Raw genomic sequence first — 14,191 nt, forward strand, 5'->3', positions numbered from 1 at the left:
ACCATTTTGCGGTTGAGCTGGTGCTGCTTGAGTAGCGCCAGCAACAGAAGTATTAGTGCCTGCAACTTGGGTATTTCCCCCCGATTCTGTACTACCAGTAGTTGATGAAGTAGTCGAAGCATTACCTTGCTGCTTATCTTCATTGGCATTAATTTGCTCTGTTCCGGTTGCTGGGCTGCTAGCATTCGGATTATTTATGCCTGAAGTTGAGTTAACAGTTTGCTCATTGCTAGTGCCTACACTACCTGTTGAAGCATCTTTATTGGCATTAACTTGCCCTTGCTCGATTTGCTTGTCATCATTCCCACCATTTTGCGGTTGAGCTGCCTTCGCCTGAGTAGCGCCCGCAACAGCAGTATTGGTAGAGCCAGCAACTGGAGTATTCGCCCCCGCTACTGCACTACCAGTAGTTGATGAAGTAGTCGAAGCATGACCTTGTTGCTTATCTTCATTGGCATTAGTTTGCACTTGCATAGTTGATGAACCATCAGCATTCGGGTTATTTTCACCTGAAGTTGAGTTAACAGTTTGCTCATTGCTAGTGCCTACAGTACCTGTTGAAGCATTAGTATTGGCATTAACTTGCCCTTGCTCGATTTGCTTGTCATCATTCCCACCATTTTGCGGTTGAGCTGGTGTCGCCTGAGTAACGCCAGCAACTTGAGTGCCAACAGTAGATGAAGCATTAGCATTTGGGTTATTTACACCTGAAGTTGAATTAACAGTTTGCTCATTGCTAGTGCCTACAGTACTTGTTGAAGCATTACCTTGCGATTGCTCAGTCTGTTTATTTTCAATATTACTAGGATCAAAAGGAGTCAATCTTGCTGAACCATTTTCATTTGTTGCAAGCTTCATAGCTTGGCCATTTTCATGCCTCAAAAATGATTGCTTTGACTCACCTTCACCTACAGATTCTTTCGTAAACTTAGAATCACCACCAAAACTAAATGTTTGACCATCTTTAGCTGAGTTAAATTTGTCTAAACTACGTGCATCCATTTTTCCATCTACAGGCTGTTGTTGAGCTGAAGTTTGATAACCAACTGTTCCGGTTAAACTCATCGACTCTCGCTGATCAAAACCCATTTTTTTATCTAAACCAGCAATTGTTCCTCGTAACCGATTAGCTTGCTCAGAAAATTCAGGCTTTGACTCTAGGTTAGCCAAACCCTCTTTCAAGAGTGGTCTAGTTTGTTCATAAGAAGCCATATCATTAACGTTCTTCGATAACCCACCTAGACCTACAAAGCTTGATACAGAGTTAGCACCTTTCTGTTGCAAGACCCCATCAAAACTGTCATTTTTGAATGAAGATGGTTCTGCTCCATTTAAAGACGAAGAGATTATTTTACCCGCTTCAAGAGTGTTAGGGTTTGATTGAGAAGAAAAAGTTGATCTCGCTAATGAAGATGCATATAAATCCTTATTGCTGTCTAAGGTACTTGATAAATTAGTGTTTCTATCTTGCACTTGTTTGAATAATGGTGTGTTTTCTTGACCATTATCTTTAAGGCTTTTTTCTAAGGCTTTACCAACTTTTAAATCATCCGTTTCTTTAATCATAGGCAATGCACGATTATCACTTTGGCTTTGATTTGGCATTTGAGCGCTTGGTTCTGAATCAGGGTTCTCTTTAGTCCAAGATTGACCTGAAAGTCCAGTATAACCAGCTATTTGCTCTAAACTAGCTTGTCCATTTGCATGTAATGAACTCGCTTGCCTCATCAGTTCTTTATTATCAGAATTTGATGGTGCTCCGTTAAATGAATTTTCAAGTGAATTTACATTTTGTTGGATTGTATCTGCTAGTTTTGCATCTTCCTTATCACCGGTTGCTCTCAATGATTCAATTGTAGAAGGTGCTGTTTGTCCAGCACTCAACATCTCCATTAAATTATATTTATCTTGTTTTGTGGCGTCAGGGCTTAATCCTGCTCCAACTATTTCAGCAATTTTAGTATGAGCCTCATCCTTGTTGCCACTTGTTAATAACTGCCCTGCTGAATCGGAAACACGGCCATTTGACGAAATACTTGATGCAGCTTTTTCTTGAGCTGTACCAGTTATCATTTCTTCAACTTTTGCTACAACAGGGCTAACTTCGGCTGCTGCTGAACCCGTCAAGTTAGCTGCTTTTTCAACCATATCTTTAACTGGTTGAATATTATTATCTAACGGGGCTGAATTGATTTTTTGATTACTCAATGCATCGGATTTAACACTTTCTGGTGATGTACTAGCTGGTCTATTCTTAACATTATCAACATTAGCCTGATGCACTTCCCTGATATTTGAGTTATCTATGAGTGAATCTTTATTAGCTTTATGTTTTTGCTGTTCTAATTGAGTACCTTCGACTCTATCTTGAACGGATTTAGCTGTAGGTCCACCGTCTTGCTCAGCTGTTTTCGGTGCAGGCGTATTAAATGCCTTATCAGCGATTTGATCTAGTTTTCTAAAATCATTTGCAGCCGTTTGAAGATTTGCTGCTCCACCACCAATTGATTTATTCATTTGCTCTAGGTAGTTTGCAGCTGTTTCAAAGCGCTGGCCACCAGCTCCCGACATCAATGATTCAAATTGATTATCAGCAAACCGTCCTACTTTCTGATTGTAATCCACCTTACTTAGGCCTGAAGTATCACCAATACTAGAATTGAAATCATTTTTGAATTCATCTGTTGTTTTAAAATTACTAGCCATACCAGCTAATGAAGAACCTTGCTCTGTTTGTGAAAAACCTTTTAGTGCTTTCATATCGTCATTTAGTGTATTACCAAATCCATTTTGACCTTTATAGTCACTAAATTGCTGCTTTTGCTGATTAGACATATTACCTAACGCAGTAGCTCTTACAGATTCTGCAGGTAACTTACCGGAAGCTAGATCTTCTTGAGATGTATTATTAAAGCCATCACCATTTATAGCATTGAAATTAAAGTTATTAGAACCACTAAAGTTACCTAACTCACTTTGTAGTCGTGATTCATTTTCAGATTGCTTCGAAGCTGTAGACCAAGCTTTAGATGCTGTTTCCACATTTTGTCCAACTTGACCAAATGAAGCCTTGTTACCACTGGTTACTTGGTTCCCTAGAGCTTGAGACTTTGTATACGCGGCTTGAAGTGATTCAGAATCTTTTTGAGACCATCCTTCAGATCCTGAATTTGAGATTTCTTTAAGTTTAGCCAAACCTGACTTCAAATCTGAACTTGCAGCAACTTTAACACCAGCATCGGCTTTTAAAGCTATACCACCAGAAAATGGAGATATAGCCTTACCATCTGAGTCTTTACCTCCAAGAGGCATTTTCAAGGCAGCGCTAATTTCTGCATTAGCACTTCCATGCATTCCGGTTGCTACAGCTACACCAAGCGCTTTTGACTCGCCCAATGTAAACTTTCCTGTCTTCATAAAGGCGTTAGACCATTCTTCGGCTGCTTGTACACCCTCAGAGTTATTAGAAGATTCAGATTGGATTATGCTTTTCCCGTCAGCACTTTCTGTAAGCATGCTTGAAATCTTAGATGCTGACTGATTAATAGCTGTTTGCGCGCTTTGCATTTGTTCAGTAGAGCGTTGTGTACCCGTAGATGATGTATTGGATGCAACATTACCTGTAGTATAATTTTTCATACCCGCTGATACATCTCCAGCCCCGGTGTTTGAATGTTCAAGTTGACCAGTATTAGTATTATAAGAGATTGCAGCATTACCAGTTGAAGTTTTACCGGAATGCGCTGGCGCAGCTGCTGTCGGTGAAGCTGCAGCCCCCTCAGAACCCCCACCTTTTTGTGCTGAGTTTGCTACATTTATCATTGTATGAGCCGAACCATAGAGCAACATCAAACTAAGCGCTGGTACCATAGTTTGTAACGTACTACCCATTGCAATAAATGAATCTACTTCCGTAAAGGTCGTATTAAAACCGGCCCAGGAAAAAGCATCATAAGGGGAAGTATTGAATGAAGCTTTATTGATTGCATTTTGAAGGTACATATTTACGCCGACTTGCAAGACAGGCCATGTATTTACCCAAACTAATATAAAGAAATACTTCACTACTAGACCAGCACCTTTCTCACCAAATGCAATCACGAACGGCATAATTGGACCAATTAAGAATACAAAGGCTTCTATATATGTAATTAACGGTATAGCCATTTCTGACCATAACGAGTGTTGTACACCTATCGATGCACGTCGTTTATCAATTGCTTCAAACTCCACTTGGCTTGCCATTAACTCTGCTTGGCTGGCCCATCTTGATTCTGCTTGAGTTTTCTTATAGTGATAGTAAATCAACTGATTAACCTTGATTTTCCATGCGTCAGCATTTACTGCTCCAAGCATTTCTTGACCCTGTTTCACCTGTTCATCTAGCGCCGCACCTTTAAAGGAGCCACCAGATAGTGCATTTAAATGCAAAGTGGTATCCATGACTTGAGATATTTTGGTGTATGCATCACCACAACCCATGTTTTTAAAGCCCTGTCCATTATCCAAGGCCACAGATGTAACCCACCCGTTATAACCGACCTTCATATGATCCCAGGCAAAATTAGAAGTGTAGTATTTTGAAGTCTCTACTTCAGTATTTGTTGAGCTGTTATATTCATCTTTTAGAACGCAGTCCTCAATATAATTTCCCAGAGATGTTGTAAAATCAATATCTTGATCACTTAATGCAGAGTTAAAAGTACCAATTGGCTCGTTATACCTGAGCTTCATTAAAGCTCTCAGCGGTTCCAAGCCATTGCCGGCTACAGCCGTCCCCCCTGCATCTGTTTTGTCTAACCCCAACATCCCCCTATAAGTACCTGTTGCTGCGCTACCAGGTAAGTAAGTTGTGTGATAAAACTCCCTCAATGAGTTTGCCATTGAATAACCAAAATTCGTAGCTATAGCTCCTGTCAATGCAATGCCAATAGGAATAGGTGGCATTGCATCTGCACTTGCACCATCATTATGAATTAATGTGACCTCAACTTGAGGGGTAAACAAAATATAAACTAGAAAGAAGCCAATGAAAAATTGCTTAAATTCAATCTTATCGGGGCTCCATACGCCCTTCCAAAAAACAGCTAACAAGCCAAGAAGTAAACCAATCTTAGCTATGCTAATAGCACCTTGCTCAAAAGCATGAGATAAGCCTAATAATGCCAAACGCATGAAATCAGCATCACCCATGCTATAAATTACAAATCCATTCATATTTATATTCCCGGCGCACTAAGAGATTTAACGTTTTCAACTAAGAGATTAAAAGACTCAAGGATAGAATTTGCTGATTCGAGTTCTTGTTTGTACTTTTGTTGTAACTCATCCCTTTGCCTTTCAATTTCTTTGATACTTTGTGTAATAAAATCAATATTATCTTTATTTGTTTGTGAATTAGCTTTACTGTCCATTTCTACGATTTTTAGAATTTTATATAGATTTTCTACCATTCTATCTATGTAAATAAATGATATTTGTATTGAAGCTAATCGAGAAATAGAGGCTTGAGCAGTTACATCCTTACCTAGATAAAACAACATGCTCATAAGAGGAACGGAAGCATTACTAATCAGCCCTTTCTCTTCAGGGTTTGGATCTTGTTTAACAACCATCTTCTGTGCCAATCCTATAGATGAATCGTCACCCATTAGTAGTTTATAGGTTTTGTTATACATGCCTGTCCAAGCCACTTCGCTACCATCACTTACAACAAATTTTGTACAAGGTAATTCACCATTAGCACCAGGTTCTTCTGTTGGAAGACACTTATAAATTTTTAATTTTTCTCCTTCATCTGCGAAAACTAGATCTTGAATAGAAAGGAGAGATTTTTTACTCGCGTATTCTAAGTTCTCGTCATCTTTTTGTCTTAAAATCATCGTCCCGGTTAGAGACATTAATAGCTCACGCATTTCCATACCATCGAAACCGGAAGCAAAGTTCCAGTCTGGAATATCCGAATCATTCAAAGCATTCCACATTAAATTACCAAACCTGCGGCCAGTTGGTGAATCAACGGATGGTGTACCATCTTTAGACCGCTCAGATAACAGCTCAACCCAGTTTTTCTGAGGATCGGTTTTAGTATCAGCCATGCTACCTAAATTCACATCCCAGCCTCCAAAATCAACTGACTTCTTCAATGCATCCGCTGCACCCGCGCCTACTTTATTCTCGCTTAAACCATCCACTACAGCCTGACAATCAGCGCTCACTAATTCATTGAAACGTTCAAGTTTATCTTGTAGCCAATTCATTGCTTGTGAACAACTCGGGCAAATAGACTCTACAGCGAGGTTGAACGCATATACAGCTGCACCTGCAGCCACATTACGGGCCATTTGAACTAATTCTTCCTTCTTGATCAATGACATTGAGCCGCCAAAAAAATCAATACCTCCGCACCCGGCATTAATACTAGGCGGTTGAAAACTAACGACTTTTGGCTGATACATAGAGAATCTAGCACTAAACGTACCTAAAGCAAGACCATTTCTCTGCTGTGATTCATACCGAGATGGGCCTGCGCTCGTCGTCATAAGACCAAAGATTTCCTTAAGTGGATCTGCTTTCACTTGAACTGATGTACATAGAAGAAAAGCAATACACGGTGTAAGTATTTTTAATTTGTATTTAGTTATCACTGCTGACTCGCCATAGAAGTAGATGTTTGAGGTAATTTTCCATAGTTTTGCTGAAATTTAAGACGCAACTTATCGGCAAGATAATTTGGGTCGTTGTATAGTTGTTCTTCATCAACCATTAGTTTTCCTTTCGTATCATCTGCCAATAAGATTTCCTTGACCTCTTTGGTTGTGTTGTACTCTTTGTCAGTAATCCAGCCTTGTTTATTTGCAAGCATTACTGACCGGCGCATTAATTCATCAATTGAAGTTAAACCAGCTGCGACGTTATGAAATTCTGATCCGTCTTTTTTAACCAGATAAATTGTCGGTGTTACCATAACCTTAAGGCGTTCGCGCAACGTACCTGGGTCTGTAACATAGTCAGGAAACAAGCCATTTGGTAAAGGCTTTCCATCAAGCGAAACGGCCAAAACATCTATACCTGTATCACGCTGAAGGTTTGCTAGTAATGGAGCTTGTTGTAAGCAATAACTGCAGTTAGAAGAATATAAAAAGAAAAACCCTGCCTTTTTTGACAAGTTATTAAAGACTTGTTTTCTATTTGTTTTTGCATCAATTTTTGAAACGTTTAACGCTACCTGGTTGTCTGGTCTGCGAAGAGTCTCATCAAGTGCTGTTTCAAACTTAGAAACTTCAGTACTCACGGATGCAAATTTAGAAGCTTTATCCATCATTACGCGTTGTGTGTAAAAATACCGTCTAACATTCTCATACGTTGGATTGTCTATAGCAGCATCTCGTAGCTTAGGTAAGTTTTCTCTAAGCCACGCGACATTAACTTCAACTTCTTTTGATTCTTTTTTTATATCTGTATTTTTAGAACTTTGACTAGATATAGTGAGCTCTGGTTTAGACTCTGGTTTAGGCTCTGGTTTAGGCTCTGGTTTAGGCTCTGGCTCCGGTTCATACCAAAACCACCCCTCACTTTTGCGGTTATAAAAAGATGTAGAACTACTTCCGTCTGCTATATCAGCAGCGGTTGCGCTCAATGGTGTANTAGCCGATAAAAGGCAGGCAGCTATTGCTGCAGATAAAGTAATAGTTTTCATAGCAATTATATTGCCATGGGTATTATGCGGCTGTGGTGATTAAGTACCGTTATTAGAGGGGAGAAAATCAATACCAGTAAAGGAAGTTAAAAAAAAGCTTCTATAAGTAGAAGCTAGTCATTGAATAAAGGGGAATCTTGTTCACAAAACGGACAATTATTATAATTTCTTTCTGAATGAAATATAAAATCCATCCCGCATTTATTACAAACTTTTTTCGAGACAGTGCCATCTGCTAAATATTTGAAAATATAATAAATCCTATTTATATCAATATACTTATTGTTATAAATTAGTAAGTAGGACTTTGCTAACGTGAGTAATTCCTTTTCAGTTATTTTTCTTTTTATTTCTGCATTTTCAGGGCTGAATGAACAATACATTCTATAAATTATATTAGCGTGTACCCTATGTATAACATGAGTAGTCATCCATCCCGCACCTTTTCTGTACTTACATAAATCTTTATTGATAGCTAATTCTAATCGTCTATCTACTGCAAAAAACTTATCTAAAACATTGGCATTTGCTCCTAAGCTAGCCATTTCATAAGCGAGCTTTATTTGGCTATAATAAGCACCGGGGTCCCAAGATAGAGCTTTTTTTTTGGAAGTCTTTTCACACATAAATCAATCACCTATATCAGTGAAGCTGATTGAACTTCGTTTACAGGTCGAATGCTTGTTGTGCGTGGAGAGCCTGTGAAAGCATTAATATGTGCAACCGTATTATGAAAATGTTCTACACCTGATTCTAAAGAACTTAGAAGAGCACTCATAGGGCTAGCGCCTCTCAAACTATGCCCATCTTGTCCCTTTATTGTTAGTATAGGAGGGCTAGAGTGTAAAGCTTGTTCTAAAAGGTGAACTGGTGTTTCCGCTAATTGCCTAGCTTCTTCTTTAGATATTTTAAATAAACAAGCTACGCTTACTGGATCAATCCTTGCTAAATCTCTCATTGAGAGAATAAAAGAAGTTTGTGCAATTTGAACTGAGCGGTAACTATTGTTATCAAGTATGCCGATTTCCATTAACTCTTCCTATATATCAAAACAGTAAACGCTTAACTTTAAACGTGCAGTAGTCGCATTTTACGGAGAGTTGCTTACGCTTTCAACGTTTTTAACATTTATTCTTTAATATAAAGTAATGGTCATTAATTCTAAGTATAGAAAACCTCATAAAATCAGTATATTGTAACTATTCTAGCTTGACTAAGTTTCTCTTTGTTTGGCTCATACAAAGACTATAAACATCAATGTTGGGTGGATAATCAAATTCAGTTAATAGAATGTGTTCTAAACCAGTATTAAGTTTCTTATTTCTTAAGTTTTCTATATTAATAATTGGATTATAAGTGGCTTTATTATTGGATTTATTGGTATCAACTCTGTCATCTTCTTTAGTTGGAGTTGTCTTATTTTTACGAAATTTTTGCTGCTTAAACTTATAAATTTGAGCCGATTTACCAGCCGGCATTAATAGCGGGATGCTACCACCTCTAGCAAGCTTAAGTTTATCAACAAACCTAAATATATTTTTTGTAAGTAGTTGTTCTGTATATTTCTTAACAGTATTTCGATTACCTATTTTGCACCAGTAACAAGCAAAAGTTAGGCTAAAAGCAGTAGCATCAGAAGATTGCTCTTTAAAAGAACGTTTACATTGAAGTAACTGCTTAAAACCGTCATAAAGCCTACTACAAGATTTCAATTCTTCAGGAAGCTTTGGCAAGTCTTTAACAGGTTCAGCTATAATCATCCCAGAAGCAATAAGTAATCGGGTTAACCACACTTTATGAGTTGCAGGTGGAAAGGCATCACGTTCAATTCTACGGCCGCTGTGCATCATCGCGTAAATTCTTGCTAAATCGAAAATCACAGGACCTGTGTTATTAGGGTTGTCATGCTTTTCATTGAAAGCCATGTATACAAGCCTAGTTTTCTTATTTGAAGTAAGAAGAGCTAAATTACAACTCGGGTTTTTATCTTCTACGTTAGGAATAATTGAAGAAAAAGATTTAGAGTAGCTATGGTTAGTCGATATACCTTCAACGGGGAGTCCTAAATAGGTTGCTAATTTCAACCATGTACCAGGATTACAAAGTAAATTATCAAACTCTGATTGTGAAAAAGGAGCATGTAGGCTATTCGGAACACTATAGCCACATATAATCCGATCTGAATTAACTTTAACATTATCAAAATCTACTGAACTAAAGGTTACGTATCCTCTGTTCACTTTCTTCTTTGAAACATCTTTTACAGCTATAGATTTATTTCTTTTTTGCTTTGTTACTTTTAGATCTTTACCTTTATTTGACCAACATTGTTGAAAGTCATTATGTTTGTTTACGCTTGGTAAATAGAATAACCTATTTATATTTGTACATTGCATATCTATTTCTAGATCTAATTCTGTAGCTAGCTTTAAGTACTGTGATTTAAATTCTGCAGGTGTTATTGAGCGTTCTAGTAATATTATTACACGCCATTTAGGATGTTCATATGAGGCTGTAAACGTTGAGTAAACTATACACGAGTATTGTTTTAGCTTCGATTTCAGTTGTTCCAAGCTGTAAGATCGGGTTTTACAATCCACGTCATAGACTAACATGGAGATTTTTAGTATTTCTTCAGCTGATCTTGATTCTGTTTTAAATACTCCAGGAACAAATCCTATTGTAGATTTTGTTTCAGTTATCCTGTGTTTTGAAAAAACTTCAAACAATTTTTCTTTTGTTAATGAGACTTCTACTGGTTGTGTGTCTCTTTCGTCATCAACTATAGTAATTTGATATGTTTTATCTATTATTTTCAGAAAATCTGCTTTATTTAATACAGATTGTATTTCTTTAACTTTTTCCATGTTTATTCCAAGCAATAGAATGCCATCACGGAATATTTGACCGTATTGTTACTTGTAGTATAATAAGTAACAACAAAGCATATTTACCGTGTTGGTGAAGTTGCTCAGTTTCAGGCTGCCACCTTTGACTGTGCATTTAGTTTTGTTTAATCTTTTATAGCCAGCCTTCGAGCTGGCTTATCTTTTAAAACACTTTATTTCCTTTCAAACTTTTATTTAACATAGTCGTTTAATCTGCGTTACTACTTAAATATATGAAATTACATTCTAAATATAATCAGAATTGGGTGATAGATCAATGATCCTAGATCTATTGCTAATCGAAATAAAAACAGCAAGTGCAATATAATCAACAGCTTAGGTTTATTACCTCGTTAAATGATTGATCAATTTTTAAATGTTTAATCCACTTCATAGATTTAATCCACTTTTCATAGATTTAATCCACTTTTCATAGATTTAATCCACTTTTCATAGATTTAATCCACTTTTATAGATTTAATCCACTTTTATAGATTTAACCCACTTTTATAGATTTAACCCGTTCAACATCAGTGTGAGCACCAAATGTTTGTGTAGCTCAAATAACCACTCGATTTAATCACAGTATCTAAATCGCACAAGAGCCTGTATTTATAGGCTTTAAATTCCTCTTAACCTTTTATTAAAATACTTATGTGTGTTTAATTTAGTTATATTTAACTTGAACATCTTTATTGGCCCTACTCTTTTTAGCATTGGCCTGCGGTTTTTTAGTTAAGTCACAAAAGAAGCACCATAAATTAAAGAATTTTAGCCCTCCCCCTTTATATTCCAGACATAATTTTTTTCACTAATTTTAATACAGTGGGTTTGATCCGTAATTCGCATGGGGTTTTCTTAGGTTTAGGCTCGAATGTGCATTTTAAAAGCTATTTTCAATCTGCATTTCATACTTTTAATTAAATCTGAGGTTTAATCCACATTTGAGATTTAACTTTTATTCGATAGCCTGGTGGAATGTTCTTGAGATAAACCTTACATTTCATACTTTTAATTAATTCGTAGGTTTAATCCATACATGTTTGGGGGATAGTTATTTTTAATGAAGGTACTTTATTTATAGCTATCTGTACTCGAGTGTGTATTCCATGATTTTAATTAAATCTAAGGTTTAATCCACATTTACATGGAAATGTTTATACATGATGCATTAAGTAAATTATGGTTTTTATCAGTTGTGTACTTCATACTTTTAATTAAATCCTAGGTTTAATCCACTTTTTCTATGGTGTAATGGTTTCTCATGAGGCAATAAGTATATTTATAGCTTTGTGTTCAAGCATGTAATTCATACTTTTAATAAAATCTAAGGTTTAATCCACATTTATGCGGTTTACCGCCAAAAACCCTATAGCCCAAGTATTATATTTATTTGAGCTATGTTTAGCGATTTTATTCATACTTATAAATTTAAGGAGTATTTAATCCACTTTTACGGATGCAATTTTAAAGTTAATTAATAATATGACATTATTTTTTATGAATACTCCCATGCTGAAAAGCCATGTTTTGTAGAAGTTCTCTACCTTTTTTCAGTTCTTGCATTAGAACGAATTCATTATCCTCTAAAGCTATCTTTATACCGTAAATGTTTGCTGTTTCTTTTATTGCAATCCCATTTCTATATATTGGCTTATATTCAGTGTCTATATCTTCTACAGGCTGATTATTCGAATCATAACCATTAATCTTTATAGCAATAACAGCATATTTCATTAGTATTAGACTAAAGCTTCTTTTGAACTCGGTTAATGTAAATTGAGGCGCAGTTCTATCTTTAAGTTCTAGCCAGTTCATCACAGCAAGTCCTTTGTCATTAAAGTATGCTGACGTCCATAAATTGAATGCAAAGACCAAGTTATTACTGATTGAAAATACATATGGATTTGCGTGAGTAAGCTCATGGATTGCATAGGTGCTTTTTATAATACTTCTCTTCACTTGAGCAATTGTTTCAGGTGGAAATTGTATTTGTAAGACAATCGAACCCTGAACTTCCTTTGAGTGCCCCTCGACTCTTAAATTCATCATGTTTAAATGCATTACAGAATTTTGAGCCATATCAAATTTTCGCAAGAACCATTTAGGCAACTCTTTAATATGAAATGTAGTTCCTGAAAGTTGACGTATAGCTTTAATTGCTAATTGTTTATTTCCACCAGTTTTAGGAAGATTTAAAACTGTTAGTATAGAGTTCATTGGAATGTTGTATGTTTCGGTTACCTCTAAACCTCTTTCAATTCTACCTTTTATAATAGACTCTAAAACGGTTATAGATGCTATATAATATTTTAAATCTTTGAGTAGAGCTATTCGTTCACCTTTTCCTGAAGATGTTTCAACTTTAACTCTTTCTGAACCCCACAATACAGTTGATTCTATTTTCTTAGGGTTTCCTTTTTGATTAAACCTTAATGCACCAAATAATACTGTTGTTATTAGATCACAAATTGCTATATCAGTTAGTTCTTCTTTCGGAATTAGTTCAATATCTTCAAGTGGTATTTTAAATCTTGCACTACTTACTTCAGTTTTCTTTGTTGGAGGTTTTACATTAAATACGGGATCTTGCAAGTCATACAAAAGCCCTCTACGCTTGCTCTTTACATCTGTTGTACAATTCTTTTTATTGTAAACTCCAAGTTCAGTTAAATAGTTAACATAATTTCTTGTTGTTGGAATTGATACATTTAACTCATGAGCAATCTTTTCTAAAGATGTTATTTTATTTTCACTTTCCATGCATAATTTAATGGAGGCATTTATAAAGTCGAGGTACTTTTGGCTAACGTCTAATATAGAAATCGAGCGAATTATTTTTTTTATAATTTCTTCGCTTGATAGCCTTATCAATGGAGGTGAGATTCCTTCAGCTCTACCAACATCTCTTAAGTCTATAGTTTCATAACTCATGTCTACTTTCACCTTTGGACTAGTAACTATTTAATAAACGTCTGATAATTAGTGATGATACTTTTAATTAATATAAATAGCACTGAGTACATGTATTATCTATTTTTCAAAATATCACTTACTTGTTTTACCTTTTTAAAAACTATGTTCCTTTCTATCACTAAAATTAATTCGTCAAAGATTTAGGCTACTTAATTATACTTCTTTTCAGTTTCACAATATTGGATGAAATAGACATCACCTTTCTACAATCCACAATGATGTTTTTACTTTAAAAGTGAGTTCTACAATGTTCCATTACTGGGGCTATAACAACCGGCCTGCAATTTTTAACTTCCACTAATTTTTCTACATTCAACCAACTTACTATGATTTAACTCTAAGTTAAAATCTTCATAAAAGGATTTGCCATTGAACCAATGGTTTTAGCTCTTCTCACAGCTAAAACATTTATTGCTTTAATAAGTGTTCGGCACTGAACCACTGGTAGTAACCTTACTCACAGCTAAAATATTTATTGCTTTAATAAGAGTTCGGCACCGAACCACTTGCTACAATTTAACTCCAAGCTAGAAACCTCATAAACGAGTTCGGCACCGAACCACTGGTTGTAACCTTACTCATAGCTAAAATATTTATTGCTTTAATAAGAGTTCGGCACCGAACCACT

The 14,191-nt window shown here is 36.0% G+C and carries 7 protein-coding genes; all 7 read right to left on the reverse strand.

Annotation, left to right across the window (positions count from 1 at the left end):
- Positions 1–5,217: conjugal transfer protein TraG N-terminal domain-containing protein (locus tag L655_RS01000000125085; RefSeq protein WP_033011444.1), on the reverse strand; the 5,217-nt coding region annotated here is incomplete at its 3' end.
- 2 nt (positions 5,218–5,219) lie between these two features.
- Complete coding sequence (locus tag L655_RS0104735) at positions 5,220–6,578, reverse strand: conjugal transfer protein TraH (protein WP_139016271.1); 1,359 nt, start codon at positions 6,576–6,578, stop codon at positions 5,220–5,222.
- Positions 6,579–6,643: 65 nt separating this feature from the next.
- Positions 6,644–7,699 (reverse strand): conjugal transfer protein TraF, encoded by a 1,056-nt coding sequence (gene traF / locus L655_RS1000000126220; RefSeq protein ID WP_024604274.1) that lies wholly within the window; start codon positions 7,697–7,699, stop codon positions 6,644–6,646.
- Between the two features lie 113 nt (positions 7,700–7,812).
- On the reverse strand, positions 7,813–8,325 hold the full coding sequence (locus tag L655_RS0104745; RefSeq protein WP_024604275.1) for a FlhC family transcriptional regulator: 513 nt from the start codon (positions 8,323–8,325) through the stop codon (positions 7,813–7,815).
- 11 nt (positions 8,326–8,336) lie between these two features.
- Complete coding sequence (locus L655_RS0104750) at positions 8,337–8,729, reverse strand: hypothetical protein (RefSeq protein ID WP_024604276.1); 393 nt, start codon at positions 8,727–8,729, stop codon at positions 8,337–8,339.
- 169 nt (positions 8,730–8,898) lie between these two features.
- Positions 8,899–10,566, reverse strand: coding sequence for a hypothetical protein (locus L655_RS0104755; protein ID WP_024604277.1), 1,668 nt, complete (start codon positions 10,564–10,566; stop codon positions 8,899–8,901).
- Positions 10,567–12,078: 1,512 nt separating this feature from the next.
- On the reverse strand, positions 12,079–13,521 hold the full coding sequence (locus L655_RS0104760) for a hypothetical protein (RefSeq protein WP_024604278.1): 1,443 nt from the start codon (positions 13,519–13,521) through the stop codon (positions 12,079–12,081).
- Between the last annotated feature and the right edge of the window lie 670 nt (positions 13,522–14,191).

Origin of the sequence: Pseudoalteromonas sp. TAE79, assembly GCF_000498015.1 — a bacterium.
In the GTDB taxonomy this organism is placed as follows: Bacteria; Pseudomonadota; Gammaproteobacteria; order Enterobacterales; family Alteromonadaceae; genus Pseudoalteromonas.